This is a genomic window from Massilia sp. CFBP 13721 (assembly GCF_014842025.1).
GTDB lineage: Bacteria > Pseudomonadota > Gammaproteobacteria > Burkholderiales > Burkholderiaceae_D > Telluria.
The window spans coordinates 1-26680 of the sequence record NZ_JACYUY010000015.1; the positions used below are offsets into that span (position 1 = coordinate 1).

Genomic DNA, 26680 nt, shown 5'->3' on the forward strand with positions numbered 1-26680 from the left:
TCGTCCATTCCGGTAAGCCCTACGATCCAAAATTTGCGATGTAGGGCTTGACGGTCAAGACGGTATCTACGGATTACTCGGCGTCCGGCTGCAGGTCCGGATGCGCGGCGCGGAAGGCGGCCAGTTCGGCGCAGTGAGCGTCGATGGCAAGCAGCGTCGGATAGCCGGAGAGGTCGCAGTCGAAGCGGCGCGCGTTGTACAGCTGCGGCACCAGGCAGCAGTCGGCCATGCCGGGCGTGTCGCCATGGCAGAAGCGGCCGGTGGCCGGGTTGCCGACCAGCTGGCGCTCCAGCGCGTCGAGGCCGAGCGCGACCCAGTGGCGGTACCAGGCGTTTTTCTGGTCCTGGCTCGCGTTCAGCTCCGCGCCGAGGTACTTCAGCACGCGCAGGTTGTTGATCGGATGGATGTCGGCGGCGATCATCTGCGACAGCGCGCGCACCCGTGCGCGGCCGGCGGGGTCGGGCGGCAGCAGCGGCGCACCCTGGCGCGTCTCGTCGAGGTATTCCATGATGGCCAGCGACTGCGGCAGCACCAGGCCGTCGATTTCCAGCACGGGCAGCAGGTGCTGCGGATTGACGGCGTCGAAGGCGGCGCCAAACTGCTCGCCGCCGTTCTTCGACAGGTGCACGTAGCTTTCCTCGGCCGTCAATTCTTTCAGGTTCAGCGCGATGCGCACCCGGTACGAAGCCGAACTGCGGTAATAGGTGTGCAGTTCCATGTTCATACGACCTTGACGCTGATCGGCGTGAGGCCGGCGACGCTGCCGTGCATGGTTTGGCCGCGCACGACCGCGCCAACGCCTTCCGGCGTGCCGGTCATGATCAGGTCGCCCGGCTGCAGTTCGAACAGCGTCGACAGCTGGGCGATGGTTTCGCTGATGTTCCAGATCAGGTGGGTGACGTCGCTGCTCTGCACCGTCTTGCCGTCGACCGTCAGCGCGATGGCGCCCGCGTCGATCGGGCCGGAAGCGCTCAGCGGCGTGATCGGGCCGATCGGCGCCGAATAATCGAAGGCCTTGCCGATTTCCCAGGGGCGGCCGGCTTCGCGCATGCGCATCTGCAGGTCGCGCCGGGTCATGTCCAGGCCCACCGCGTAGCCGAAGATGTGCTGCGCCGCGTCCTCGGGCGCGATGTCGCGGCCGCCCTTGCCGATGGCGACCACCAGTTCGATCTCGTAATGGTAGTTCCCGGTGCGCGGCGGGTAGGGCAGCTCGACGGTAGCGCCGGCCGGCACCGGCACGATCGAGGCGGCGTCGTTCGGCTTGCAGAAGAAGAAGGGCGGTTCGCGGTCCGGGTCGAAGCCCATTTCGCGCGCGTGGGCGGCGTAGTTGCGGCCGACGCAGTAGACGCGGCGCACCGGGAAGGCGGCTTCCTGGCCATTGACCGGGAGGCCGACGGCGGGCGCCGGCGCGAAGACGAATTGCTGGTTCATGGTGGTCTCTTTCGTTAAACGTCAAGCGGGGAGGAATTCTTCGCGCAGCATGCCGAGCGCTTCGAGCACGGGGCGGTCCGAGAAGCTGAACAGCACCACGTCCTGCGACGCGTCCAGTACCAGCGTGGCCCAGGACGGCACCACGAAGGTGTCGCGCGGCGCGAAATCGAAGCGGCGCCCGCCGATGGTGGCGCTGCCGCTGCCTTCGACCACGCTGTAGACGGTGCCGTCGGTGCTGCGGTGCGGCAGGCCGCTGAAACCGGCCGGCAGCAGCTGCATGCAGGCGCCGATGGTCGGCATCGGGGCGCCGCCGGTGAGCGGGTTAATGTAGCGCAGCTTGACGCCGACCCAGGCATCGATCTCCTGCTGGCGGCGCAGCGTGTCGAGCGCTTCGCGCGAGCGGGCGTAGGGATAGTTGAAGATCGGCGAGCTGGAACGGGTATGCAGCCGGCGCACCGGCGCCATGTTGTAGCCGTAGGCGGCCAGGCTGCGGCCTTCCGGGCGCGCCACCTGCTGGCTGGCGGCTTCGCCGNCCACCGGTTCGGCCACGCCGCCGGCGCCCGGGTTGCCGTGGTCGTGCCAGGCCCAGGACGGCGTCAGGATGAAGTCGCCCGGGTGCATGGTGGTGCGTTCGCCGTCGACCGCCGTGTAGGCGCCTTCGCCCTGCACGATGAACCGCAGCGCGGACTGGGTGTGGCGGTGCGCCGGCGCCACTTCGTCGGGCAGGATCAGCTGCATGCCGGCGTACAGCGAATGGGTGATCGAGGAGCTGCCGGGCAGGGCCGGGTTTTCCAGCACCAGCACGCGGCGTACGGCTTCCTCGGCCGAGATCAGCGCGCCGGCGCGCGCCAGCAGCGGCGCGAGGTCGGCGAAGCGCCACAGCGCGGCTTCGTAGCCGGGTGAGGGCTGCTTCGGCACCAGCGAATGGAGCGATTCCCAGAGCGGGGTCAGGTGCAGGCCCAGCATGTCGTCGTAGAGGGCGCGGCGCGCGCCGGCGATGTCCTGCGGTGTCGTGTGTTGCATGGTGGTTTTCCTGATCGGGTTCAGTTGGTGGCCAGGCAGTCGGCCGCGTTCCAGCCGTACAGCCACTGCAGCGCGTCGTAGAAGCCGCGCTGTTCGCGGCCCCTCCACAGGTCGTTGCGCACCAGGCGCTCGACGCCGTGGGCGTGGTACAGGCGACCCATCTCGCGCGCCGACAGCACCACGCGCGCGGTGCGCGCGATGCGCGACTTCTGGTACAGCGCGAACGCCGCTTCCATGTTGAAGCCGCAGTGGCGCACCGCTTCGCCCAGGGTGACGGCGTCTTCGAGCGCCATGCAGGCGCCCTGCGCCAGGTATTGCAGGGTCGGGTGGGCGGCGTCGCCGAGCAGGGTGATGCGGTCCTTCGTCCAGTTGCCGACCGGGTTGCGGTCGGCCGTGCTCCAGCGCCGCCAGCTCGACGGGCAATGCAGCAGCTGGCGCGGCAGCTCGGCGATGCCGGTGAAGTAGGACAGCACTTCTTCCTTGCTGCCGTCGCGCACGTCCCAGACTTCCTGTTCGCGGCTGTGGAAGGTGACGACCAGGTTGTACTGGTCGCCGCTCCTGAGCGGGTAGTGCACCAGGTGGCAGTTGGGGCCGGCCCACAGCACCGGCGCGTTCAGGCGCAGCGCCTCCGGCATCTCGGCGGCCGGCACCACCGCGCGGTACACCACGTGGCCGGAGACGCGCACCGCGTCGCCCACCACCACGTCGCGCGCCACCGACTTGATGCCGTCGCAGCCGATCAGGTAATCGGCGCGGAAGCGCCGGCCGTCGCTCGCATGCACCGTGACCCCCGCCACATCCTGTTCGATCGACTCGATGCGGCAGGAGGTAACGAGCTCGATGTGCGGCGTGTCCTGCACGTGCGCGAGGATGGCGGTATGGATGTCGGCGCGGTGGATGACGGCATAGGGATTGCCGAAGCGTTCGCGGAAGGGTTCGCCGACTTCGAAGGAGCCGACTTCGCTGCAGTCGACTGCATCCATCATCACCAGGCGTTCGGTGAACACGGCGCGGTCGCGCACGGCGGCGCCGACGCCGAGCGCGTCGAGCGCGGCAAAGGCGTTCGGCGCCAGCTGCAGGCCGGCGCCGATTTCGCCCAGCGTCGGCGATTGTTCCAGCACCGTCACGCTGATGCCCAGGCGCGCCAGCGCCAGCGCGGCGGCGATGCCGCCGATGCCGGCGCCGGCAATGATGACGGTGGGTTTATGGGTGTCGCTCGGGGTCATGATGGGCTCCATACTTCGCTTGAATGAACCCAGTCTGCCGCAGATTGACTATATCGAAAACTGATCGGCGCCGATTGTTATAATCAGCTTTTTAAATAGTGGTAGCCCGATGAAACGCTTCGACCTCGAATTGCTGCTGATCTTCGACGAGATCTACAAGACCGGCAATGTCACGCGCGCGGCGCACAACCTGGCGCTGCCGCAGTCGACGGTCAGCCTGGGCCTGGGCAAGCTGCGCGAACATTTCAACGACCGCCTGTTCAGCCGCACGGCGAAAGGCATGGAGCCGACCCCGCGCGCCGAAAACGCCATCGCCGACGTGCGCCGCGCCCTGCAGGCGCTGCAGCACGCGCTCCTCGACGAACCGGTGTTCGACCCGGGCGGCAGCACGCGCGCGTTCCGCATCTGCATGACCGACATCAGCGAGATCGTCCTGCTGCCGCGCCTGCTGAACTACCTGTCCGAGCACGGACCCGGCATCCAGGTCGAGATCTCGAAGATTTCCCCCGACAGCCCGCTGGAACTGGCCGATGGCCGGGTCGACCTGGCGGTCGGCTTCATGCCCCACCTGGAGGCGGGCTTCTACCAGCAGAAGCTGTTCGACCAGCACTTCGTCTGCCTGGTGTCGAAGCGCCATCCGCGCATTCGGAACGACAAGGACCTCGACCTGGAAGCGCTGCGCCGCGAAGAGCACGTGCTGGTGCGCACCTCCGGCACCGGCCACGCCATCGTCGACAAGGTGCTCACGCGCGAAGGCATCGAGCGCCGCGTCGTCCTGCGCCTGCCCAGCTTCCTCGGCGTGGCCCGCATCGTCGCCCAGACCGAGCTGCTGGCCATCGTGCCGCACCGCTACGCCGCCGCCATGGGCGACAGCGAAGACGTGCGCCTGCTGCCGGTGCCCGTCGACCTGCCGAGCTTCCAGGTCAAGCAGCACTGGCACGAGCGCTTTCATGCCGATGGATCGAACCGCTGGTTGCGGCAGGTGTTTGCCGGCCTGTTCGGCCAGGAGGCGGGGGGCTGACCTGGCCGCCCGAGCCGGCCGCCGGCTGCATAGCAGAATTGCAATTCTGGCCGTTGCTCGGCTTGTACGATCGCTCTACATTGGGATCTTCACTTCACATAATAGAACCCAAAGGAGACCAAGTGATCGATGCCGGAAAAGGGCCGTGGAAGTACCTGGTGATGTGGCTGCGTTTTTATTACGCGATCCATTTTCTAAAATCCGGCATCAATTACGCGGTCTTCGGCGTCATCCCGGATTTCAGCAAGGCCGGCGCTGTCGGTCCCTATCTCGCCGAAATGAACAACATCGGGTTTTACCCGTTCATCAAGTACCTGGAAATCGTGCTGGGGTCGATGTTGTTGTTCAATTTCTTCGTGCCGCTGGCGCTGGCGGTCATGGCCGGCATCGCGTTCCAGATCGCCTACCTGAACCTCGTCATTTCACCGCACCCGCGCCAGTTGTTTACCGGGACCCAGGAGCTGTTGCTGTGTGGCCTGCTGATCCTGGCATACGGCAAAAGCTATTCCGGACTCCTGGTCAGCAAGGCGCAGCCCCATTTCCTCTGGTCCAAATAACAGTAAAGGATGCATGCCATGAATACCAAACCAAGCCGCAGGGATGTCATTGTCGTGGTCGCGGCCGCCGCCATCTGGACGCTGGTCGTCGTCGCTTTTTCCACCACCATGGGCTCGCGCCCGCTGCGGATCTACGATTGGGGGCCGCCTGTGTTTGCCTGCATCCTGACTTTGCTGGTCATGATGAAGAAGGGGCGCTCGTCGTAAAACCGGGACGTTTCAACAATAAGCAGAAGCGCCTACCGCTCAGTAAGCAAACGCCTTGGCCTGGGTGCAATCTAGATAGGCCATGCGTGTGCGCAGCGACCAGATTTCATTCGCAAGGTTGTGCAATGCAAGCGTCTTGTCGTGGGCACCTTGACGCTCCGCTGCCGGGGCCGACGGCATGATATCGGCCAGCGCCGGCTCGGCATCGGCGACCTTCGCGAACAGGACGCTGCGAGCAGCGATGTCGGAAGAGAGTTGCGTGCAGGAGGCGTGGTCATTGTCTGCGGCCTGGGCTGCGGCGCCGGCACCGGTGCAGAGCGCGAAGCAGAGAAGTGCGATCGATTTCTTCATGATGGGTTCTTCAATTCTTGAGGGGGATCGTGAATTATTGTGCAGTGCAGCATCACGCGCCAATTTTTTATGGTGATGTGAGATATTTCCCACAAGTATAGAAGAGAGCCAAGCTGCTTGACATGTTCACCAGCCCTGCACCACAATCGAACGATCGTTCGGTTTTCCTTGCCCAAGGGTTCGCCATGACCAGCTCGACCGCAGTCGCCCACCGTATCTGCCCCTTCTGCGAGGCCAGTTGCGGCCTCGAACTGGACGTCGAGGAGGGCCGCGTCGTCCGCATTCGCGGCGACCGGAATGACGTATTCTCAAAAGGCTTCCTGTGCCCCAAGGCCATCGGCCTCAAGGACTTGCACGACGACCCCGACCGCTTGCGCTTGCCGCTCATCAAGCGTGGCGGCGAGTTCGTCGAAGCCAGCTGGAGCGAAGCCTATGCGGAGATCGAACGGCGCCTGCCGCCGATCATCGCAGCCGGCGGCCCGGACGCGGTGGCGACGGTGCTGGGCAATCCGGTTTCGCACAAGATGAGCCTGATGCTCTATTTCCCGCGCCTGGCGCGGGCGCTGGGCACGCGCAACATGTTCTCGGCGTCCAGCGTGGACCAGGTGCCCAAGATGCTGTCGAGCGGCCTGCTGTTCGGCAGCTGGCTGTCGGTTCCCGTCCCCGATATCGAACGTTGCGACTTCCTGCTGGTCCTCGGCGCCAACCCGATGGTCTCGAACGGCAGCTTGTGGACGGTGCCGGACTTCCGCGGCAAGGCCAGGGCCTTGCGTGCGCGCGGCGGCAAGATGGTGGTGGTCGATCCGCGTCGCACCGAGACCGCCGCCGTGGCCGATGCCCACCATTTCATTCGTCCCGGCGCCGACGTGTTCTTCTTGCTCGGCATGGTGCAGGCGCTGTTCGACGAAGGCCTGGTGCGTCCTGGCCGGCTGGGCGCGCACTGCAACGGCGTCGAGGAGCTTGCCGCGGCGGTGCGGGACTACGCGCCCGAACGCGTCGCCGCGCGCTGCGGCATCGATGCCGCCACCATTCGCGGCCTGGCGCGGACGCTCGCCGCCACGCCGCGCGCCGCCATTTATGGCCGCATCGGCACCTGCACCCAGCAGTTCGGCACCTTGTGTTCCTGGCTGATCGATGTGATCAACGTCCTGAGCGGCCACCTCGACGAGGAGGGCGGCGCCATGTTTCCCAAGGCCGCGGCGTTCGCTGCCAATACGCGCGGCAAGCCGGGCGCCGGCCGCGGGGTGGTCAGCGGCCGCCATCGCTCGCGGGTGTCGGGCGCGGTCGAAGTGGCGGGCGAGCTGCCGATCACCTGCCTGGCCGAGGAAATCGACACGCCCGGCCCCGGGCAGATCAAGGCGCTGATCGCCATCGCCGGCAATCCGGTGCTCTCCAGCCCCAACGGCCCGCGCCTGGCGGCCGCGCTGGACCGGCTGGAGTTCATGGTCAGCCTCGACATCTACCTCAACGAAACCTCGCGCCACGCGGACGTGATCCTGCCCGGACCGTCGCCGCTGGAGGACGCGCATTACGACGTCACCTTCACCCAGTTCTCGCACCGCAACCACGCGCGCTACAGCGAGCCGGTACTTCAACGTCAGCCAGGGGTGCCCGACGAGTGGGAGAGCGTGTTGCGCATCGCCGCGATCGCTGCAGGGAAGGGCGCCGACGCCGACATCGAGGCCCTGGACGACGCCTTGCTCCTGGAGGAGCTGGACAAGGCCTTCGGTCCGGCTGCCACCGAGGTGATGGCGGCGCTGGCGCCGCAGCGCGGGCCGCAACGCCTGCTGGACCTGGCTTTGCGCACCGGCCCGTACGGCGACGGGTTTGGCCGGGTGCCCGGCGGCCTCACGCTCGATAGAATCAGGCAAGCCCCCTCCGGCATCGACCTCGGACCGATGACCCGGCGCATTCCCGAAGCCTTGCGCACGCCATCGGGAAAAATCGAACTCGCGCCGTCCATGCTGATCGATGACCTGGCGCGGGTGGCGGCGGACCTGGCTGCGCCCGCGCCGGATCTCGTCATCGTCGGACGGCGCCAGCTGCGCTCGAACAACAGCTGGATGCATAACCTGCCGGTGCTGGCCAAGGGCGCCTATCGCTGTACGGCGCTGGTGCATCCGGTCGACGCAGCCCGGCTCGGCCTGCGCGATGGCGGTATGGCGCGGCTCGGTAACGGCGGACGCCGCGTCGAGGTACAAGTGGAGGTGAGCGACGAGATGATGCCCGGCGTGGTCAGCCTGCCGCATGGCTGGGGCCACGACCTGGCCGGCGTCCGTCTCGGCGTGGCGCAGCAGCAGCCCGGCGTTAACCTGAACGTGCTGCTGGACGAGAACCTGCGCGACCCCTTGTCGGGGAATGCAGTGCTGTCCGGCGTGGCGGTGGAGATGGCACCGCTCTGAGAGCAAGTTAATTTAATCAGCGATTTCATATTAATCGACATTCGCAAATATATTGTCGATCTTATGATGAGGAGGCGCTTTTCCAATGCTATATAGGCAAGCTATTTTAGCAAATCCCTTTCGATCAATGACCGGAACTGCCGAATTCCCATTTAAATTTTGATTTCCTGTTTCTGAACTGTATATTGGCGTCCCTTATCGTCGACTGCCTATCGTTTCAGAATCATGGCTTCCAGTAACGCGCATCATTCGACCGGCATTGCTGCCGGGTTGATTGCTGCTGCTCTTGTATTTCACGCGGGGGCAAGTGGGCCCTACCATATCTGGAGCATCCTCGCCGTTGTCGCGGGCATCTCCGGAGGAACTGCGCCCGACTGGCTCGAGGTGGCCTGGTGGTCGAGGAAGCGAAAACTGTGGATTACCCATCGGACCTGGACGCATTGGGGAATTGCCTGGGTCGTCTTATTGGCTTATTCATATTTTTCGCTGAATAAATCAGTTTATGCACCGGTCGCATTTGGCTTTGCCGCGGGTGGCATCATGCATTTGCTCGCTGATTGGCCGAATCCGCTCGGCGTGCCGTGGATTATCGGTCGCCATTCTCTGAATTTATGGAAAAGTGGCCGATGCGACATGATTGTTGAATTTCTGGCATGGTCCGCGGCATTCGTTATTGTAGACGCCGTATATTTCGGCAACGAATATACCTGCAAATTCATCAGTCTCGTCATGCCGGCCTGTTTGACTTCGATGCATTTTTAATGATTCTGTTATGAAGCTCAGCCAGAAAATCGGCGTTGCGCTCGTGCTCTGTGCGGTAGCGGCACTCGTCCCGGCACTCGTTCCCGGTTTTGCCCATGCCACCGCCGGGGCGCGGCCGGCACCCGCCGCCATCCATGCCTTGTCGGCCCAGGCCTCGCAGTCGACCGTAGTCCCCACCGGACCCTACGACGAACGCGGCTGGCTCGATCGCTTCTACGGCCCGCGCAAGTACGCGCCGGCCTGGAATCCGTCGACTGCCGCGGCAGCCTTGTGGGTGCTGGGCCAGGCCAGGCTGCAGGGCCTGGACCCGCTCGACTATGGCACCGACGCACTGCAGCGCGAACTGCGCGCAGGCAAAGCCGATAGCGTCCGTTTCGACGTCGCGCTGACCGCGGCCATGCTGCGCTACCTGGCGGACCTGCGCGTCGGCCGCGTGCGCTCCGAATACCACACCCGCCTGCCTGATCCGCGCCTGAAACAGTACGACCCGGTCGAACGCCTGCGTGCCGGACTCGCCGCCGGAAAGCTGCAGGCCGCGGTGCAGGCTGCGCAGCCGACAATCTGGCAGTACGGGCATGTCAAGGCGGCATTGGCGGCTTACCGCACGCTGTCCGGGCAGCCGTATCCGGCGCTGCCGCGACCGGCTGCCAAGGCCGTGCCCGGCAGCGCCTATCCAGGGGCGCAGGCGCTGCATGCGCGCCTGGTGCTGCTGGGCGACCTGCCGGCCGATGCGCCGCTTCCACCCGACGGCATCTACGACGAGCGGATGGAAGAGGGCGTCCGGCATTTCCAGGCCCGCCATGGACTGAGCGATGACGGCATGCTGGGCCGTGGCACGATCGACGCCCTCAACGTGCCGCCGGCGCGGCGCGTGCGCCAGCTGGAACTGACGCTCGAGCGCCTGCGCTGGCTGCCCGATGTCGGCCCCGGTCCGCTGATCCTGGTCGACCTGCCGGCCTACCGCCTGTGGGCGCTGCAGAATGCCGGCAGCGCCACGGCGCCGCTCGAGATGCGGGTCGTGGTCGGCTCCGCGGTCAAGACCGAAACACCGCTGTTCGTCGGCCAGATGCGCTACCTCGAGTTCAATCCGTACTGGAACGTCCCGCGCAGCATCCTCGACAAGGAACTCCTGCCCAAGCTCAAGCGCAACCCAGCCTACCTCGCGCAGAACGAGATGGAGACGGTGCCTGCGGGCGCCAGCGTAGCCGATCTCCAGGCAGGCCGGGCGCGCGTGCGCCAGCGCCCGGGATTGAAGAATGCACTGGGCGCGATCAAGTTTGCGTTGCCGAATCCGATGGACATTTACCTGCACTCGACCCCGGCGCGCGAGGCGTTCCAGCGCAGCCGGCGCGACCTGTCGCATGGCTGCATCCGGGTCGAACATCCGGCGGCCCTGGCCCAGTACGTGCTGGGCCGGCAGCTTCAATGGAACGCCGATACGATCCAGGAGGCGCTGCAGCCTGGACCGACCCGGCACGTGGACCTGGTCAAGGCGATTCCCGTCGTGATGTTTTACGCCACAGCCAGCGTCGACAGGGAAGGGAAGCCGCGCTTTGCTGCGGATATCTACGGCCGCGACCCGAAGCTCGAACAGGCACTGGCGGCCCGCCGCAGGCAACGCGTCTCCGCGGCGGGCCGGCCGCCGCAATAAGCTGTCGCGCTGGCTGGACAGCGCGTGCGCAACCCGCTTGCACTTCTCGGCGCGCCTTCCCACGGTTTCTACAAGACTGCGTCGATGATAGCTACTCCACCTTTTGCGCGTCGCCCGGCCCGAAAGCAGTCACTGCCATGTTTCGGCATGCCATTTGCTGCTACGATGTTCAAATTCCTGACCGAATTCGGAGACGACGATGCCGATCTCGCTTGCGCAAGCTGCTCTCAAGTACGCCAAGGCATGCGTACCCAACGGACCGAATAACCAGGGTGCGGGTCAGCTCTCTGCAGTGAAGGCGTGGAATCCGCCGCGTGACCCGGCGACGCGCCTGTCTGCAACGATTGCCGTCAATGCGTTGAAGCTGGTGGCGCCGGCGCGCAATTGCACGATGGCCGATATCGTGGCCTACGGGCGTCAAGTCAGCAGCAAGAAAGCGGGCAACTGTCTCGAGCAGTGCGCCGCGGCCTGCGTTTACTTGTCCGGCAGCAGCGAATTGCCACAGTTCCGGCTCGTTTGTCTGGAGGCGCCGGCCGACCATATTTTCCTGGTGCTCGACCAGCTTCCCGACGGACTTGGGTACTTCCCCGACAATTTTGCAAACTGGAACCCGAATGCTGTCGTGATCGACCCATGGGTGTCTATTTGTTGCCCAGCCCAGGATTATCCGATGTGGTGGAAAATGAAGCTCGACGTCATGGCGGCTGGTGGCGAGGAGCTCGCCGGTGCAGGCGGCTGGGCCAAGGCGAACGACGCAGCCTGGAAAACGGCGCCCACGGCACATCGCAAGTTGAGCTATACGGTGTGATGCGGCGCCAGTCGGGCAGGGCTGCGCAAGGGCGGCGTCGTCGCGTAAGACAAGCTCCTACTGTCGATAAAGGACAACGACCGGAGCCGCAACCTGGAAGCGCTGATCGACGCGGCATCTGTTCGTTCGAGACACTGCCTGCGCTTCTCGCTCAACCTGTGCCCGAAACAGGCCGACGGCGTGCAGGGCGTGTGAACCAGGTGCGGGCTGAGCCGATGACCTTGAGGTCGGGCGAGGAAACGTACACGCTGCGATTCGACTGCAAGCCTCGCGAGATGCACGCCGTCGGTGCATACACCCGCCTGCAGTCAGGAACGCGCGCTTGAGCGTGCAGGTGGCTTCACCTCGTCGGTTTGCGAACAGAGGCGTTTGCGCCGGCCACGCGTTCTACAAACCGTTAATTCGCCGCGACGTTTCAGAGTGTGGTTGAAAGCGTGGGCGGCATCCTGGAAGCGAGCACGCACGCGCTCAGGTATGGCCGCCCACCTTGCAGGTCTAAACACCTTTGCCTGAAGATCAGCCAATGCCCGGTCGAGCGATTCGGGCGCCAGCGACCTGCTTGCCCCTATCCCGCCAGCCTGCTTAGCTTATAACGCCTCAGGAATTACGAACGCAATTCTGGTTGGTTTCGATTCGACAGCCCCGGTGCTACGCTGGCTTCCAGCTGAGCGGTTCCCCGCGCCAGCGCCCATGCTGGAGAAGCGAATTGAGCAAACAGATCCGCCTGAACGCGTTCAACATGAACTGCGTCGGCCACATTCATCACGGGTTGTGGAAGCACCCGCGCGACAACTCGGTCGACTATAACAAGCCGGATTACTGGATCGAACTGGCGCAGTTGCCCGAGCGCGGCTTGTTCGACAACGTGTTCCTGGCCGATATCGTCGGCGTCTACGACGTCCTGGGCGACGGCATCGACGTCACGGCGCGCGAGGCGGTACAGCTGCCGGTGAATGAGCCCACCTATGTGATTCCGCTGATGGCGCACGCCACCCGCCACCTGGGTTTCGGCGTCACCTGCAACCTGACCTACGAATATCCCTACCTGTTCGCGCGCCGCATGGCGACGCTCGACCACCTCACCATGGGGCGGCTGGCCTGGAACATCGTCACCGGTTACCTCGACAGCGCCGCGCGCGGCGTCGGCTTGAAGCAGCAGATCGACCATGACGACCGCTACGACCGCGGCGACGATTTCCTGGCCGCCTTCTACAAGCTGCTCGAGGGCAGCTGGGAAGATGGCGCGGTGCTGGCCGACCGTGTGCGCGCCACCTATGCCGGCCCGGCGCGCATCCACCGGGTGTTCCACGACGGTCCGTACTACAAGGTCGATGGCGTGTATAACCTGACCGAACCGTCGCCCCAGCGCACCCCTGTACTGTTCCAGGCCGGCGCCTCGCAGCGCGGCAAGCGCTTCGCCGGATCGCAAGGCGCTGGCGAAGATCGTCGCCAACATCCGCACGCTGGCGGTCGAGGAAGGGCGGCGCTTCGACGACATCAAGATTTTTTCCGGCCTGGCACGGCGGCGTCGCGTAATCCGGCGATCTTGCGCGAGCGGGTGATTGGCGATTACTACCTCAATGGCGCTGTGGCGCCGGTGCCGATGGCGGCGACGCCGGAGCGGGCGTCGGCTGCGGAGAGGAACTGACGCGGCCTGCCGGGTTGAAGCGGCGTCGGTCGATACCGGCGCCGCTTGACGTCGTTCCGGCGCGCGCCATCTTGATTCCCGGCCGTCGGTACGCAACCAGGCGGCGACCGACATGTGCTGGCGCCGACTGTCAGCCGTTGTCAAAAGTCGGCTGGACGCGATATCCCGCCGCGCCGGCCCTGGCAACGCCGTACCCGTATTCCATCCAAACCCGGCCAATATCGGTCGCCACCCATAAATGTAACTAACCAACAGAAGCGGCCAGCCAATCCGATTGACCAGGCGCTGACGACTCCGGGAAAACCGGCACGACGCCTACTAGGCATGCAGGAAGGAGGAGTCCGGCAAGCCATTCGCTTTGCACCTTGATCTTCAAACTGAGCAGGCTTGAATGCCAAAAGGCGCTAAGCTCTACCCTTGAGATCGGGAGGTGGGCAGTACATCATGAAGACGCAATTGCTTGAAGACATAGGACTGAGCGCGGAATATTCCCTGCCGGCGGCCGCCGCCGGGCATCCGCAAGCCGCAAAGGAGGCGCCAGGCCGCGTAGTCGAATGGGAGGCCGGGCCTGCGGATCGCCGCGCTGCCGCGGGCGTGTGGAGGCAGAAACCCGCCGGGGAGCCGGCAATCCCTGTGATCGAAGAGGCGAGGGAGCCGGCGCCCCAGGCCTTGCACGACACGGTCGAGGACATCACCGCGCCGGAGGCGCGGTTCGTGCTTCCCGTGACCGAACCGGTGCCGAGCGCGCCGCCGCCGGACCCACTGTTCGACTTTACACTCCCCTTGCCGGCATCCCCGGCGCAGTCCCAGCGCGAGCCGGCCCTGCGCATGGCGGAACAGGACAGGCCTGCCGGGAATCCGGCGTCAGGCGCGGCGTTGCCCCAAGACCCGGTGTTCGACTTCACGCCGCCCGCAACGCCACCGCAGGCCGCCGCCCCATTCATGCCTGTTCGGAGCGAGCCCACGCGGTCCCTGCGGCGTTATTTCCTGTGGGGCGCGTGCGTGCTGGCCGGCGGGCTGCTGATCCAGGGCGGCCGCTGGTTGTACCAGGAACGCAGCGATACAGGATCGCTCGCGCTCGTCGCTGGCCAGGCCAAGGAAATGGCGCGGGCCGACGGGGCGATCGCGCCAAAGGAGGTCACGCCGGCACCCGCCGCTGGCGCGCGCGTGCAGCCCATCGCCGCCGCAAGCACGCCTGTGCCGGCCGTGCCGCCGCTGGTGATGTTGAAGCCCGAGGAATACACGGCGACCAAGGCCGACCCGGCATCGCCACCAGTGAAGCGCGAGGCAGCGCTTCCGGCGCGGCCGAAGCCGCCGCAGGACGCGAAATCACGGTCGGCTCCCCCGGCATCGAAGCCGTCGTCGAAGCCGTCGTCAAAGCCGTCGTCGAAGCCGTCACCGAAGCCCTCGAGCCGAAAGGCGCAGGCGCCGTCCGCGGCTGCTACCGTGCCGGCAAAGGAACGGCGCAAGCGCGAGCCGGTCCGGCCGCCCGCACGCGCATCCGCCGTTGCCGCAAAAAAGCCCGCACGGCCGGCTGCCACGACGGCAGCGACCTTGAAGGCATGCAGGGAGCGGGGCTATGGGCCGGCGCAATGCGCCAAGCGCGGGTGCAGTGTGACCCAGCATGGGTTCTCTTGCCGCGCGCGCTGACATTGCCGGCCACGACGCGGCGCGGGACGCCGATGCGCAGGCCGTGCGAGCGGTTCAGCCTGCCGCGCTCGCGCCATCCCGCGTAAGGCGCTCGACCTCGAACGCCGTGCCGACCAGCGAACCCACTTGCCGCAACTGCCCGACTAGTTCGGCATCCATCGGAATCCCCCGCACCAGCCGCTCTTCCTCGCACCGCGCCTGGCGTTGCCCCGGATAGCGCGCCTCCACACCGGAAACAGCGAGGTAGTGGGCGGTCCACGCGGTGATGTGACGATCGAACGCTTCCCGGCCGCACACATGGTCCGGATTGATCACGAACAGGAAGGCGCTGGCGGTCGCCACGCCGCCCGGCATCGCGCCGGCGGCGCCCGGCCCCTCGTAGTCCATGCCGCTCAGGCTGCCGGCGAGTCCTTCCACCAGCATCGCCAGGCCGACGCCCTTGTGGCCGCTCATCGGCAACATCGAACCCGCCAGTGCGGCAAGCGGATCGGTCGTCGGTTGTCCTGAAGGGTCGATTGCCCAGCCTGCGGGAATCGCCGCCGCTTTTTGCCGCACCGCGGCCAGAACGTTCCCCCGCGCCACCTTGCTCGACGCCATATCGAACACCAGCGGTACCCCGCCCGGCACCGGGAAGGCATAGGCGATCGGGTTGTTGCCGATAGCCCGGGCGGTCGCACCCGGCAAGGCCATGATAGGCGGCGTGCGCTGGCAAATGAAGGCGATCAGGCCTCGCTCGGCCGCCTGCAGGGCGTACAGGCCGAGTGCGCCCATGTGCCCCGAATTACTCACCGTGCCCGCCACGATGGCCGTCTCCTGCGCCTGGTCGATGGCGGCACGCATCGCGGTACTGGCGCTCAGCTGGCCGAGCGCGCCGTCGCCGTCGCAGTGCAGGAAGCCGTGATTACCCGAGGTGCGCGGCCTGGCTTGCGCCCGGGTCAGTCCCGCGCGCAGCTGGTCGACATAGGCCGGGACGCGCGCCACGCCGTGCGTGTCGATGCCGCGCAAGCTGGTGCGCACGATCACCTGGGCAGCGGCAGCGGCATCGTCCGGTGCCACGCCGCACCCGGCGAATGCATCAGTGATCCATACGGAGAGGGCATTGCTGCAGTAACGGGAGGTTTCCTGGTCCATGGCGTTTTGTCGATGTCGGTGGGGAAGTGGCAAGCTCGCCAGTCTAGCAGGATGCCATGCACCGCTGCTGCTGCCTGGGAAGTGCAAGCGCGCCGTTCCGGCATCGTGGCCCACAAAGCCAAGCCGTCGGAACGTGATTGGATTTACGCTCCAGTCCATATGACCCGTGTTGGCGACGGCGGCTACATCCAGTACCGCTCGGAATGTCCGAACACCGCCGAAGTTTCATCATTGTCGGCGGGCTGCATCTTCCGGACCTGAAAGTGGCAGCCGTGTTGAACCTGAAGCGGGCTGTACGCCGCGTTTCGATATGCGCGCCACGTACCGCGTGGACTCAAGAGTCCCCCCGACGATCGCCTCGTTTCGAGCATCGTGTCCAAGGCGTTTTCCGGGACAAACAAAAAGGCCACTCCGGCGAATCTGGAGTGGCCTCTTAACCTTAACTGAGCAGCATTCCCTGCTTCAAGGATTTCTCATTGCGAATGCAGACCAGCCATCAGAACTTGTAGCGCGCCCCCACCAGGAACTCGCGCCCGGTCACGTGATTCACCAGCACACTGTTGCGTGCCCGGCTCACGAACTGGTCATTCTCTTCATTGGTCAGGTTGACCCCCTCGAACGTGAACTCGAGGTTGTCGTTCCACTTGTACGACACCGACAAGTCGACGTTGAAGGTTTCGTTCTTGCCCTGCACGTCGTTGTTGTTCTGTGCCGGCACGATCTGCAGGTAGCCCGAGCGCTTGGCGCCGGTGAGGCGGGCGCTGAACTTGCCGTCGTCGTAGTAGAAGGTGGTGTTCCACGATTTCGGCGACAGGTTCACCAGATCGTCGGTCACGGTGCCGCTGTTGGCCGCGGTGCCCGAGATCAGGTAGTTGATCTTCGAGCTGACCTTGGTGTAGTTGGCGATCAGGCCGAAGTTGCGGCCCCAGGCCGGCAGGAAGGTGAAGGGCTGCTGGTAGTTCAGCTCGTAGCCGCGCAGCTTGCCGCCCGGCGTGTTGGCGAACGAAGTGACGTCGAACACTTCGGTGCCGTTGAAGCTGGCCGGCAGCAGCGTCGTCGGCAGGCCGGTCTGGTTGAACGGCAGCGACTGGCGGATGGCCTGGATGTAGCTGTCGATGTTCTTCTGGAACAGGCCGAGGCCGAAGAAGGCCTTGTTCTTGAAGTAGTACTCGAACGAGGCGTCCATCGTCTTGGCGCGGAACGGCGCCAGGGTCGGGTTGCCGGAGTTGATCGACAGCGAGCCGGAGGTGGCGACCGTACCGCCCGGGTTCAGGTTGCCCAGCGGCGGACGCGACATGACCTTGGCGCCGGCCAGGCGCACCAGGAAGTCAGGCGTGACATTGGCGGTCACGTTAAACGAGGGCAGGAAGTCGTTGTAGGCGTTGGTCGCGGTGACGGGGGTGCCGCCGCCGGTGGCTAGGTAGCCCTGCGCGGTCAGTTTGGTCTTGACGTAGCGGCCGCCGATGTTGCCGCGCAGTGGCAGGCCGTACACTTCGCTGTCGAAGTCGGCCTGCAGGAACACGCCCTTGTCTTCTTCCTTGATGTCGCGGTTGTTGCCGCGCGCATTGCCGTTGGTGGTCGAGGTCAGCGTGAAGTCGCCGGGGCCGCCGGCCGGGCCGCTCTTCAGGCAGTTGCAGTAGGCGTCGTACAGTTTGGTGATGGCCTGCACGTCCGGGATCAGCCAGCTGGTGGCGCTGCCGGCGGGCAGGTCGAGGCCATCGCCGAAGCCGGACAGCACGCGCGTGATGCTGGAGAGGCTGGTGCCGGCCGGCAGGCTGTAGATCGCTTCGCCCGAAGCGTTCGGACGGCGCGATTCGTAGGTCTTGAACTTGTAGGTCTTCAGGTCGGCGCCACCCTTGAAGGTCCAGGTGTCGGTGGCGCGCCAGGCCAGGTCGAGGTGGGCGACGTCGTTCTGGTTGACCGAGCCTTGCGGACGGATGCGGATCTCGCTCGGGGTGGCGGTGGTGACGCTGGCGGCGCCGGCCGGCACGCCGAAAATCCCGAGCGCGCCGCCGCTGGCCGGGTCGAACGGATAGGAAATCAGCGGCAGGCGGTCGCCGTTGCGGAAGTCGATCGTGTAGCCGTTGACGTTCGGCGCGTCCAGCGTCACCGTGGTCTGGGATGGGTTCTTGAAGTCCGACTTGGCGCGCCCGATGCGGGCGTTCATCTCGAGCGTGTCGCTGATGCGGTGGGCCACCGTCAGGGTCGGCTGGGTGAACTTGGTCGACAGGTCGTCGAAACGCGTCTCGGAGCGGATGTCGACGCCGTTGAAGACGCCGTATTGCAGGCGGCCCTGGGCGTCGTACTCGGCCTGCACCACCGAGGTCTGCGGCTTGCCGCCCTGCGAGGCGGAGCGGCTGAACGAGATCGCTTCCAGGTAGCTTTCCTCGCGCGTGGCCGACAGGTCGGCGTACAGCATGTCGAGCGAGATGCGCGTGCCCTTCATTGGCTTCCACTCGAACGAGGCGGTCAGGCCGACGCGGTCCTGGTCGTGCGTCAGGCGGCCGTAGCGCGGCAGGCGCGGGTGGAAGTTGGTGGCGCTCGAGGCGGTGTTGTAGGCGGCGGTCGCGGCGGCGCTGGCCGGCAGGCGCGTGGCGGTCGGGAAGCCGGCGACCGGCGTGGCGCAGTTGGCGGAGGTGACGCTGCCGCCGAGCGGGGCACACCAGCCGCCCGAGGACGGGCCGTTATCCCAGCGCACGGTCGAGAAGCCTTCCTCGTACACGTTACGCTTCGAGAAGGCGCCCGAGATCAGGAAGCCCATCGTGTTGTTGTTGAAGGTATTCGACAACATGAAGGCGGTACGCGGATCGGTATTTTTCGAGATGTCGTTGTAGCGCGCCTTGGCCATCACCGTGGCGTTGAAGCCGCGCTTGGGGGTGTCGAACGGGCGCATGGTCTGCAGGTCGACGGTGGCGCCGAGCGAGCCTTCCTCGATCTCGGCCGAGGAACTCTTGCGCACCGTGAGGGAGCTGAACAGTTCGGAAGCGAAGACGTTGAAGTCGAAGCCGCGGCCGCGGTTGTTGCCGCCCGAGCTGTCGGTGCCGCCGGTGGTGGCCAGGCCCTCGATGCCGTTGATGCGCACGCGCGTAAAATCGGAGCCGAGACCGCGCACGGTGATGCTGCGTCCTTCGCCGGCGTCGCGGTCGATCGCCACGCCAGGCACCCGCTGCAGCGATTCGGCCAGGTTCGTATCGGGGAACTTGCCGATGTCCTCGGCCTTGACCACGTCGACGATGCTGTTTTCCGTCCGCTTCGCGCTCAGCGCACTCTCGAGCGAGGCGCGCAGGCCGGTCACGACCACGGTCTGGGGAACTTCGGTCGTTTCCTGCGCGTGGGCCGGGGCGCCGATGGCCAGCAAGGCCGAGGCGAGGATGGTGAGCTTGAGCGGAAGCGTATGGCGGTGCATGCGGAGTCTCCTGATGTTTTACGTTGTTGTAGGTACAGCAATGTAAGGAAGGTAACTCTTTCCCGCTGACACTACCAGAGCTAACTCTGGTCGGGCCACTTTACTGTTGTATTCAGGCCACTTTAACCCGTTGGTTTGATCGGTCTGACCTGTGCCCGCGTCAGAAGCCGAACGAAACTTTACGGTCATCCTCCAGGCAATAGCCGGGCACGCTTAGCTGTGCCGACTGTCGCTGCGGTATGACGAACCGCTTTGCCAGGGCGTTCCAGGGGATTTGATATACTGCCGCCTTTGGCCCGGTGAATCGCATCGTATTGCATCGCATCCCATGACTACCCATGAGTGACACAGCGAGGCAGGGCTTCCTGCTGACGCGCCACTGGCACGATGTTGTCAATAACGGCGCCGATGGGACCGGCGGCGTCGAGGTCGAGCTCTGGCTCGCCACCGACGACGGTCCATGCCGCCTGCGCCTGCCGGTGGCGGAGGCGGTCGCCTTTGTTCCGGCCGAGCAGGAGGCGGCGGCGAGGAGCCTGTTGCAACGCGAACGCGGTGTCGAACTGCGTCCGCTCGCCTTGTGCGACTTCCGCGGGCGTCCCGTGCTTGGCCTGTACTGCCGCCACTACCGCCATCTGCTGCGGCTGGAGAAGCGCCTGCGCGAGCACGGGATCGACGTCTACGAGGCCGACATCCGTCCGCCCGAGCGCTACCTGATGGAGCGCTTCATCACGGCGCCGGTGGCGTTTGCGGGCACGCCGGCCCCTGGCGACCCCGCGCTGCTGCTGGACGCATACCTGAAACCAGCGCCCGGCTACCGTCCGCGGCTGCGCACCGTCTCGCTCGACATCGAAACCACCATGCAGGGCGAGTTGCGCTCGATCGGCCTGGAAGGCTGCGGCCAGCGCCAGGTGTACATGCTGGGGCCGCCGAACGGCGACCCAGCCGGGCTCGATTTCGAGCTGGAATATTGCGACACGCGCCTGGCCTTGCTGGAGAAGCTCGAAGCGTGGATGGCGCGCCATGATCCGGACGCCATCATCGGCTGGAGCGTGATCGGGTTCGACCTGCGCGTGCTGCAGGAGCACGCCGAACGCCTGGGGCATCCGCTGCGCATCGGCCGCGGCGGCACGTCGATGGAGTGGCGGAACAACGCCAATGCCAAGGCCGGGACGGAACGAGGGACTGAAAGGGAAGCGCGCTATTTCGCGTGCCTGCCCGGCCGCCTGGTCATCGACGGCATCGAGGCGTTGCGCTCGGCCACTTGGAGTTTTCCTTCGTTCAGCCTGGAGAACGTGGCGCAAAGCCTGCTGGGCGAGGGCAAGGCGATCGACAATCCCTACGACCGCATGGCGTCCATCGACCGCATGTTCGCGCAGGACAAGCCTGCGCTGGCGCGCTACAACCTGAAGGACTGCGAGCTGGTCACCCGCATCTTCGACAAGACCAACCTGATGGCCTTCCTGCTGGAGCGCGCCAGTGTCACCGGCCTGGCGGCGGACCGCAGCGGCGGATCGGTTGCCGCGTTCGAGCACGCCTACATTCCGCTGATGCACCGCCTGGGCCGGGTGGCGCCCAACATCGGCGACGTGCCCGGCGCTGACAGCGCGGGCGGCTTCGTCATGGATTCGCGCGCGGGCCTTTACGATTCGGTGCTGGTGCTCGACTACAAAAGCCTCTATCCGTCGATCATCCGCACCTTCCTGATCGATCCGGTGGGGCTAGTCGCGGGGCTGGAGGAGCTTGAACCCGACACCGTGCCGGGTTTTCGTGGCGCGCGCTTTTCGCGCACGCGGCACTGCCTGCCAGGCATCGTCACGCGCGTGTGGGAGGGCCGGGAGGCGGCCAAGCGCGCCGGCAACCAGCCGCTGTCGCAGGCGCTGAAGATCATCATGAACGCCATGTACGGCGTGCTCGGGACCACCGGCTGCCGCTTCTTCGATGCGCGGCTGGCTTCCTCGATCACCATGCGCGGCCACGAGATCATGCACCGCACGCGCGCGCTGATCGAGGCGCGCGGCTACCAGGTCATCTATGGCGACACCGACTCCACCTTCGTGTGGCTCGGCGACACTGGTGCCAAACCCCATGCCGACGTTGACGCGCTGCGCATCGGGCACGAACTGGTCGAGCACGTCAATGGCTGGTGGCGCACGCACCTGCGCGAGGAGCTTGGGCTCGACAGTGCGCTCGAGCTGGAGGTCGACACCCATTTCCGGCGCTTCCTGATGCCGACCGTGCGCGGCTCCGATGAAGGCAGCAAGAAACGCTATGCCGGCCTGGCCGGCACGCCCGGTGGTGGCGAGGAGATCGTGTACAAGGGCCTGGAGGCGGTACGCACCGACTGGACTCCGTTGGCGCAGCAGTTCCAGCAGGGCCTGTACGGCCGCATCTTCCGGCGCGAACCCTATGAAGATTACGTGCGCGCCTACGTGGCGAGCACCCTGCGCGGGGACTTCGACGACCTGCTCGTCTACCGCAAGCGCCTGCGCCGGCCGCTCCAGGAATACGAGCGCAACGTGCCGCCCCACGTGCGCGCCGCCCGCATCGCCGACGACTTCCATATCGCCCGGGGCCGGCGCGCGCAATACCGCAATGGCGGCTGGATCCGCTACCTGATGACCACCGCCGGGCCGCAACCGCTGGAAGCCTGGGAAGAGAAGCGCTCGCCGATCGACTACGAACACTACCTGGCAAAGCAGCTCGAACCCGTCGCCGACGGCATCCTACCGTTTGTCGGCGACAGTTTTGCACGCCTTACCAGCCTGCAGGGCGCATTGTTCTGACGCTATTGACGGATTCGCTGGCGCTGGCACGGCCGCGCATGCCGGCCGCACCACGCATCATGCAATGGATATTATTGCGCCTGCTCCTGTTGAAACTGGGTACGCTGCATCTCGACTTCCTGCATGAATCCTTCGAATTCGGCGGCAGTCTCGATACGGCGTACGACCTGGTCATTGCTGTCCTCGAGGGAAAAGGTTCCGTTTCGCTCCAGGATGCCCAGGATGGTAGCCCGGACATTCGCAAGTGACGCATCGCTACCTGTCGTGACCAACGCGGTCCATGTGTCCTCAGCAATCGAAACGTCGTGTTCCAGAAAATGTAGTGTGAAATTCATTGTTCATCCTCTGTGAATAAGTTATTGACAAGCCGGTCGTGTCGCTCATTGCAAGTTCCTCGCAACTATTCCGGGTCACGAGTTGATGCGAGTGCGTGCCGCCGGGCTCGTGTGGAAAATCGCATGGAACAGTGGCGTCATCGGATCTGGCCAAGCAGTGCGTCGTCCTGCCGCTTCTTCTCGATCACCGAACGAAAGCCATCATACTGTATAAACGTACAGTAGCTGCGCACGCTAGCGATGTTGCACCGGAGATACGAATGGTCGGGCATCGGGCCTGGAATGGCAGGCTGGGCAGCGCGCGGCCGCGACGCGAAACTCGTGCAGGCACTGGGGAGCCGCCGAAGCACCATCGTCGCTTCATTGACCGGCCGACGGACCAAGGACGTTTGATAAAACCCTTTCTTGTGGTCAGAACGACAAGGTCGTACACTGAGCTATTCTGAACGGCGGCATCCGGCCAGAATGGGTTAATCAACCCTAGTGCAAAAATTCCGCTAACGCAGCGCATAATCAACGACAACAATGGACCGAAAACTTAGCAGGACGGAGTTGCTGGGAAAGCTGAAATCGATAAGTCAGCCTAAAGCGCATGGTCTAACCCAACAAACAATCGAAAAGACCTTAATCGATTTCTGGGCTGGGTGCCCCGACCCTGTCCAGGCCAGGCGGCTCGTAGCCGAGTGTCTTGAGCCAATGTCGGATGAGGAGCTTGTTGATCGCGCCTTGGTAATGCCAACGCGTCCGATTTCCGATGTGCCGATTTCAATCATTCCGGTCGATCATCCTGCCCGTGCTACAGCGGATTGACCGTTTGATCCGGGTCGTAAACGGACGCTACAATAGGTCCGCAATCGGGTCGATAGCGGACGTACTTGCCACTCTACGAAATTTTTCGATTCGGCAACATGTTATTCTGATCAAGCCGTCCGCAATCGATCAGAAGCGGACCTTTATCCCTTGTATAGATATTCGGTAAGCTTTATTTTTCTCGCGTGTCCAAAAGGGCTTCCAAGTAGGCCGTTCAACCCGATAAGTATTTTTAACTCACGTCAAAGAGAAATATTAAACATATGGAGATAACTGCAAGCTCGGGTGTATTTGTGACGCTGATAATTATGTCGACTCTTTTCGGATGCTCGACTAATGAATTGCACGAGGCTGGAAAATCTAATTCTGACGTTCAATTTTCAGGGACGCGAGTCCCGTCAAGAGCACTTTCTCTTAGTGTTGCAAAGGAGCTATTAATTAACGAGAGTATTCAGTTTAAATCGGCCTCTTTGCTCGCATCGGAGAGGCCTATGATAAAGCAAGAAATTTCCGAACTGGAGCTTGGCGTAATCTCTGGAGAAGGAAATGTTGAGAAGCATTCGCTCATGCGGTTCTCGACATTACCGGCAGCGCTCAATTACTTTACTCATAGCCACTCAGGGTTCACGGAGGCAGGTATAGATTTGTTCGGTAGAGGTTCAGTCTTGTACTGGAATAGTCGCGCTCCATTTCAAAACGGGGTTATTGCTGCTGCGCCTAACCAAGTTCGCCTGATCAATGGACGCTTGTATTCCGGGGATTCAGCCTTCACGCTGGAAATCAAGGAACCAAGTGGGGAAATAGCCGTGGAAGAATGCGCACCGTCTGAACGAATTCCAGCAAACATCATTCATAGCAAGCTGACAGGGAATGCGACAGTCTTTCTTTGCAAGACGTCCTTTGGAATTAATGCAGAAATTTGGTATCTGGATGACTATGCACGCTATATCACCCGTTCCGTCTATGACGACGATGGCTTTCAATCCCGATTCACCGTGAGAGAAATTAAATTCAGTTAATATGTATGTATCAATAGAAACAGTTTTCTATCGCCGCCTGACTTGAGCATCTGCACGACAGTTCGATTACGGTCGGGAGCGGACGCTACAACAAGTCTGCAATCGGCCCAGCCCGTGTAAAAACTCAAAATAAAGGACTAGCGGCCGATTTGTACGCGCCAACGCTCATTCTGGAGAATACCAAGGCGTTCCAGGCCGCATAGTCCCATTTGGGCAGCTTCATCAATGGCAGCACAGAAAACGCTTCAAACAGGGCGTGCAGCGTCGGAAAACAGGCGTACGCCCGGATTGCTGCCAGCATCTTCTCAATGCCTAAAATCGCAATCAAGCGCCTGAAGTTATAGGCGAGCACGTGCAGACTCATCTCGGATTTCACACGCTCCAGACCTTTTGTCAGGAAATGCGTCGCTCCCATCCATGCCTTGATCGTCGCATACGGATGCTCGACAGTCGAGCGCCGAATTCGCATAGCGTCCGGCGCCTGCTCGAGACGTAACTGCATGTCGTCGAGCACGTTCTGGTGCTCCCATCGAGTCACTCGCCGCTGCGCGCTCGGCGTGCATTTGTCCTTGAGTAGACAGCCCTTACAGTTGGAGCTCCAATAGCGGTGGTTTGTCATGCCTTTTTCGACGCTCGCGAAACGCCATATCAGGGACTCGCCCGCCGGGCAACGATACTCATTCTTTGACGGGTCATAAATGAAGTCGGCCTTGTCGAACCGGCCGTCGGCTTTGGCCCCTGAGGTTTTCGTGGGTGGTACCAAAGTGCAGATGCCTGCTTCATGACAGGCCAGTATTTCTTCGCCCTTGAAGTAGCCGCGGTCCGCAATTGCTGTCAGTGTCGCCGTGCCGATTGCAGCACGAGCTTTCTTGGCCATGCCAGACAACTGATCGCGGTCGCTGCCGTTATTGGTTACCTCGTGTTCGACAATCAAATGATGTTTGGCGTCGACTGCAGTTTGCACGTTATAGCCAACGATGCCTGAGCCGCGCGTCATCATCGAGCGCGAGTCCGGGTCGGTAAGCGAGATCTGCGTTTCGCCAGTCTCTATCAGCTTCGCTTCAATTTCCTTAAGCGTAGCCATTTGAGATTTCATCGCTGCGATCTTGTCGTTCAGACGAACGCTTTTCGACTGTGCAGTGCCTGGCTCCTGCCGGTCAGCCGTATCAAGTTCTGCCAGGTAGCGACCGATATTCGCTTCGATCTCCGCCATCCTGCGCTTGAGTTTTGCATCTGTAAAATTGCGGTCGCTGCTGTTGACGGCCTTGAACTTGCTGCCGTCGATCGCGACGACCGCATCCGAGAAAAGATCCAGCTGCTGGCACAGTACGACGAACTGCCGACAAACCTTGCCGATCGCCTTGCCGTTATTTTTTCGGAAGTTCGCTATCGTCTTGAAATCCGGCGCCAAGCGTCCCGTCAGCCACATCAGCTCGACGTTGCGCTGGGCCTCGCACTCCAGCCGTCGGCTCGATTGAATACGGTTGAGGTACCCGTAAATATAAAGCTTGAGCAGCACGGCGGGATGGTAAGCCGGTCGTCCCGTCTTCGCCGGGTGCACGCGCCCGAATCCGAGGCTGGCAAGATCAAGCTCTTCGACAAACACATCGACTACACGAACCGGATTATCGTCAGTCACGTAGTCGTCCAGATGCTCCGGCAGCAGCGTGCCTTGCCCGCGTTCTTCGCCTTCGATAAAGCGCTTCATTTGGCACCCCAGTGATGAGATACTTCCTCAACGTTTAGCGGACCGGTTTCGTTTACATCGGCCTGCGTTTTTACACAGGCTGGGCCAGAAGCGGCCGCAATTACATCGAACCTACACGACAGCACGAGCAAAGAACGCCTATGAATGATTTTGAACAGTTCTCTTACAAGAAAATTTGCGCTGCGTTAGCGGACATCGATCCATCTGCCGTCCCAGATATATACGCGTTGTCATTCTTCGTTTACGACAATGACGACGATCCACGTTATCCCGTTCTCCAAGTGGGCTACAACACCCTGAAGCATGTGGTGGACAGCGCAGCCTCTGCATCCAGTGTTGAAGAAGCGAAATGGAACTTCGCATTCTGGCTCCAGAACGAACTGGAGTTCATTGGTGTGCCTGAGACGGAGGACGCACGACTGCTAGAAGAGCTTTTGAGGTCGCGAAGCCTTTGGTACACGGACGAAGATGAGGAAGCCGACTTTGATCGATGCATGCAGATTGGAAGCGACATAACCGCCTACTTCGTGGACGCATGTGTTCGGATCGCTCAAGCGCTGCACGAAAATGGGGTCATCGAGCAGCAGTTTTCCTGTCCGATCCCAGTTGTCGTGCATGAGCTTGAATACTACGACAAGATTGCCGTACAAACCCAATCGGCCAACCCCATTGGATTGGCAAAGGAATTTGCAGACTGGATTGCCCGTATGTAGTCTGTGTCCGCTTTGGGTCCAGCGTGGCAGCGCATTCA

19 protein-coding genes and 3 pseudogenes are annotated in these 26680 nt (G+C 63.4%); 12 read left to right on the forward strand and 10 right to left on the reverse strand.

What is annotated here, in order from left to right:
- Nucleotides 1-73 precede the first annotated feature (73 nt).
- From maiA to IFT60_RS15170, 5 genes and pseudogenes are all read right to left on the reverse strand, one after another.
- Complete coding sequence (maiA, locus tag IFT60_RS15155) at nucleotides 74-718, reverse strand: maleylacetoacetate isomerase (protein ID WP_192053104.1); 645 nt, start codon at nucleotides 716-718, stop codon at nucleotides 74-76.
- A 2-nt stretch (nucleotides 719-720) separates the two neighbouring features.
- The gene (locus IFT60_RS15160; protein WP_192052950.1) at nucleotides 721-1431 is read right to left on the reverse strand and encodes a fumarylacetoacetate hydrolase family protein; all 711 of its coding nucleotides are present in this window, start codon (nucleotides 1429-1431) and stop codon (nucleotides 721-723) included.
- A 21-nt stretch (nucleotides 1432-1452) separates the two neighbouring features.
- On the reverse strand, nucleotides 1453-1963 hold a 511-nt coding region (locus IFT60_RS26580), incomplete at its 5' end, for a cupin domain-containing protein (RefSeq protein WP_374011020.1).
- A 1-nt stretch (nucleotide 1964) separates the two neighbouring features.
- Nucleotides 1965-2454 (reverse strand): annotated as a pseudogene (locus IFT60_RS26585) (cupin domain-containing protein); the annotation flags it as partial.
- Between the two features lie 20 nt (nucleotides 2455-2474).
- Nucleotides 2475-3680 (reverse strand): 3-hydroxybenzoate 6-monooxygenase, encoded by a 1206-nt coding sequence (locus tag IFT60_RS15170; protein ID WP_192052954.1) that lies wholly within the window; start codon nucleotides 3678-3680, stop codon nucleotides 2475-2477.
- 109 nt (nucleotides 3681-3789) lie between these two features.
- On the opposite strand from IFT60_RS15170, the gene IFT60_RS15175 reads away from it, so the two are divergent.
- The 3 genes from IFT60_RS15175 (at nucleotide 3790) to IFT60_RS15185 (ending at nucleotide 5465) form a co-directional block, all read left to right on the forward strand.
- Nucleotides 3790-4701 (forward strand): LysR family transcriptional regulator, encoded by a 912-nt coding sequence (locus IFT60_RS15175; RefSeq protein WP_192052956.1) that lies wholly within the window; start codon nucleotides 3790-3792, stop codon nucleotides 4699-4701.
- 161 nt (nucleotides 4702-4862) lie between these two features.
- A complete protein-coding gene (locus tag IFT60_RS15180) occupies nucleotides 4863-5258 on the forward strand; it encodes a hypothetical protein (protein ID WP_192053106.1) in 396 nt (131 codons plus the stop codon).
- An 18-nt stretch (nucleotides 5259-5276) separates the two neighbouring features.
- Nucleotides 5277-5465, forward strand: coding sequence for a hypothetical protein (locus tag IFT60_RS15185; protein ID WP_192052958.1), 189 nt, complete (start codon nucleotides 5277-5279; stop codon nucleotides 5463-5465).
- A gap of 39 nt (nucleotides 5466-5504) precedes the next feature.
- Here the strand turns inward: IFT60_RS15185 and IFT60_RS15190 are convergent, their stop codons facing one another.
- The gene (locus IFT60_RS15190; RefSeq protein WP_192052960.1) at nucleotides 5505-5816 is read right to left on the reverse strand and encodes a hypothetical protein; all 312 of its coding nucleotides are present in this window, start codon (nucleotides 5814-5816) and stop codon (nucleotides 5505-5507) included.
- Nucleotides 5817-6001: 185 nt separating this feature from the next.
- Here IFT60_RS15190 and IFT60_RS15195 point away from each other — a divergent pair, with 185 nt between their 5' ends.
- The 6 genes and pseudogenes from IFT60_RS15195 to IFT60_RS15220 all read left to right on the forward strand — a co-directional run bounded on the left by IFT60_RS15195 (nucleotide 6002) and on the right by IFT60_RS15220 (nucleotide 14737).
- Nucleotides 6002-8218, forward strand: coding sequence for a molybdopterin-dependent oxidoreductase (locus IFT60_RS15195; protein WP_192052962.1), 2217 nt, complete (start codon nucleotides 6002-6004; stop codon nucleotides 8216-8218).
- A 225-nt stretch (nucleotides 8219-8443) separates the two neighbouring features.
- On the forward strand, nucleotides 8444-8980 hold the full coding sequence (locus tag IFT60_RS15200; RefSeq protein WP_192052964.1) for a metal-dependent hydrolase: 537 nt from the start codon (nucleotides 8444-8446) through the stop codon (nucleotides 8978-8980).
- Nucleotides 8981-8990: 10 nt separating this feature from the next.
- The gene (locus IFT60_RS15205; protein WP_192052966.1) at nucleotides 8991-10631 is read left to right on the forward strand and encodes a L,D-transpeptidase family protein; all 1641 of its coding nucleotides are present in this window, start codon (nucleotides 8991-8993) and stop codon (nucleotides 10629-10631) included.
- A gap of 199 nt (nucleotides 10632-10830) precedes the next feature.
- Nucleotides 10831-11439, forward strand: coding sequence for a hypothetical protein (locus IFT60_RS15210; RefSeq protein WP_192052968.1), 609 nt, complete (start codon nucleotides 10831-10833; stop codon nucleotides 11437-11439).
- Between the two features lie 739 nt (nucleotides 11440-12178).
- Nucleotides 12179-12956: pseudogene (locus IFT60_RS15215) on the forward strand (NtaA/DmoA family FMN-dependent monooxygenase); the annotation flags it as partial.
- Between the two features lie 575 nt (nucleotides 12957-13531).
- A complete protein-coding gene (locus IFT60_RS15220) occupies nucleotides 13532-14737 on the forward strand; it encodes a hypothetical protein (protein ID WP_192052971.1) in 1206 nt (401 codons plus the stop codon).
- Nucleotides 14738-14791: 54 nt separating this feature from the next.
- Here the strand turns inward: IFT60_RS15220 and IFT60_RS15225 are convergent, their stop codons facing one another.
- Nucleotides 14792-15868: an Ldh family oxidoreductase gene (locus IFT60_RS15225; protein ID WP_192052973.1), complete on the reverse strand. Its 1077-nt coding sequence runs from the start codon at nucleotides 15866-15868 to the stop codon at nucleotides 14792-14794.
- Between the two features lie 496 nt (nucleotides 15869-16364).
- Nucleotides 16365-19274, reverse strand: a complete 2910-nt coding sequence (locus IFT60_RS15230; protein WP_192052975.1) for a TonB-dependent receptor — start codon at nucleotides 19272-19274, stop codon at nucleotides 16365-16367.
- Nucleotides 19275-19612: 338 nt separating this feature from the next.
- Here IFT60_RS15230 and IFT60_RS15235 point away from each other — a divergent pair, with 338 nt between their 5' ends.
- Nucleotides 19613-22057, forward strand: a complete 2445-nt coding sequence (locus tag IFT60_RS15235) for a DNA polymerase II (RefSeq protein ID WP_192052976.1) — start codon at nucleotides 19613-19615, stop codon at nucleotides 22055-22057.
- 71 nt (nucleotides 22058-22128) lie between these two features.
- Here the strand turns inward: IFT60_RS15235 and IFT60_RS15240 are convergent, their stop codons facing one another.
- Nucleotides 22129-22392 (reverse strand): hypothetical protein, encoded by a 264-nt coding sequence (locus IFT60_RS15240; protein ID WP_192052978.1) that lies wholly within the window; start codon nucleotides 22390-22392, stop codon nucleotides 22129-22131.
- Between the two features lie 1301 nt (nucleotides 22393-23693).
- On the opposite strand from IFT60_RS15240, the gene IFT60_RS15245 reads away from it, so the two are divergent.
- Complete coding sequence (locus IFT60_RS15245) at nucleotides 23694-24221, forward strand: hypothetical protein (RefSeq protein ID WP_192052980.1); 528 nt, start codon at nucleotides 23694-23696, stop codon at nucleotides 24219-24221.
- A 280-nt stretch (nucleotides 24222-24501) separates the two neighbouring features.
- On the opposite strand, the pseudogene IFT60_RS15250 reads toward IFT60_RS15245, so the two are convergent.
- Nucleotides 24502-25929, reverse strand: a pseudogene (locus tag IFT60_RS15250) (IS1182 family transposase); the annotation flags it as partial.
- Nucleotides 25930-26069: 140 nt separating this feature from the next.
- On the opposite strand from IFT60_RS15250, the gene IFT60_RS15255 reads away from it, so the two are divergent.
- Nucleotides 26070-26642 (forward strand): hypothetical protein, encoded by a 573-nt coding sequence (locus IFT60_RS15255; protein WP_192052982.1) that lies wholly within the window; start codon nucleotides 26070-26072, stop codon nucleotides 26640-26642.
- The last annotated feature ends 38 nt before the right edge of the window (nucleotides 26643-26680 follow it).

Excerpts from the sequence above, each read along its gene's own strand:
- IFT60_RS15175 (WP_192052956.1), top strand. The coding sequence starts at position 3,790 with ATGAAACGCTTCGACCTCGAATTGCTGCTGATCTTCGACGAGATCTAC.
- IFT60_RS15235 (WP_192052976.1), top strand. The coding sequence starts at position 19,613 with ATGAGTGACACAGCGAGGCAGGGCTTCCTGCTGACGCGCCACTGGCAC.
- IFT60_RS15160 (WP_192052950.1), bottom strand. The coding sequence starts at position 1,431 with ATGAACCAGCAATTCGTCTTCGCGCCGGCGCCCGCCGTCGGCCTCCCG.
- IFT60_RS15180 (WP_192053106.1), top strand. The coding sequence starts at position 4,863 with ATGTGGCTGCGTTTTTATTACGCGATCCATTTTCTAAAATCCGGCATC.
- IFT60_RS15185 (WP_192052958.1), top strand. The coding sequence starts at position 5,277 with ATGAATACCAAACCAAGCCGCAGGGATGTCATTGTCGTGGTCGCGGCC.
- IFT60_RS15200 (WP_192052964.1), top strand. The coding sequence starts at position 8,444 with ATGGCTTCCAGTAACGCGCATCATTCGACCGGCATTGCTGCCGGGTTG.
- IFT60_RS15190 (WP_192052960.1), bottom strand. The coding sequence starts at position 5,816 with ATGAAGAAATCGATCGCACTTCTCTGCTTCGCGCTCTGCACCGGTGCC.
- IFT60_RS15195 (WP_192052962.1), top strand. The coding sequence starts at position 6,002 with ATGACCAGCTCGACCGCAGTCGCCCACCGTATCTGCCCCTTCTGCGAG.
- maiA (WP_192053104.1), bottom strand. The coding sequence starts at position 718 with ATGGAACTGCACACCTATTACCGCAGTTCGGCTTCGTACCGGGTGCGC.
- IFT60_RS15210 (WP_192052968.1), top strand. The coding sequence starts at position 10,831 with ATGCCGATCTCGCTTGCGCAAGCTGCTCTCAAGTACGCCAAGGCATGC.
- IFT60_RS15245 (WP_192052980.1), top strand. The coding sequence starts at position 23,694 with ATGATAAAGCAAGAAATTTCCGAACTGGAGCTTGGCGTAATCTCTGGA.
- IFT60_RS15255 (WP_192052982.1), top strand. The coding sequence starts at position 26,070 with ATGAATGATTTTGAACAGTTCTCTTACAAGAAAATTTGCGCTGCGTTA.
- IFT60_RS15170 (WP_192052954.1), bottom strand. The coding sequence starts at position 3,680 with ATGACCCCGAGCGACACCCATAAACCCACCGTCATCATTGCCGGCGCC.
- IFT60_RS15220 (WP_192052971.1), top strand. The coding sequence starts at position 13,532 with ATGAAGACGCAATTGCTTGAAGACATAGGACTGAGCGCGGAATATTCC.
- IFT60_RS15230 (WP_192052975.1), bottom strand. The coding sequence starts at position 19,274 with ATGCACCGCCATACGCTTCCGCTCAAGCTCACCATCCTCGCCTCGGCC.
- IFT60_RS15205 (WP_192052966.1), top strand. The coding sequence starts at position 8,991 with ATGAAGCTCAGCCAGAAAATCGGCGTTGCGCTCGTGCTCTGTGCGGTA.
- IFT60_RS15225 (WP_192052973.1), bottom strand. The coding sequence starts at position 15,868 with ATGGACCAGGAAACCTCCCGTTACTGCAGCAATGCCCTCTCCGTATGG.
- IFT60_RS15240 (WP_192052978.1), bottom strand. The coding sequence starts at position 22,392 with ATGAATTTCACACTACATTTTCTGGAACACGACGTTTCGATTGCTGAG.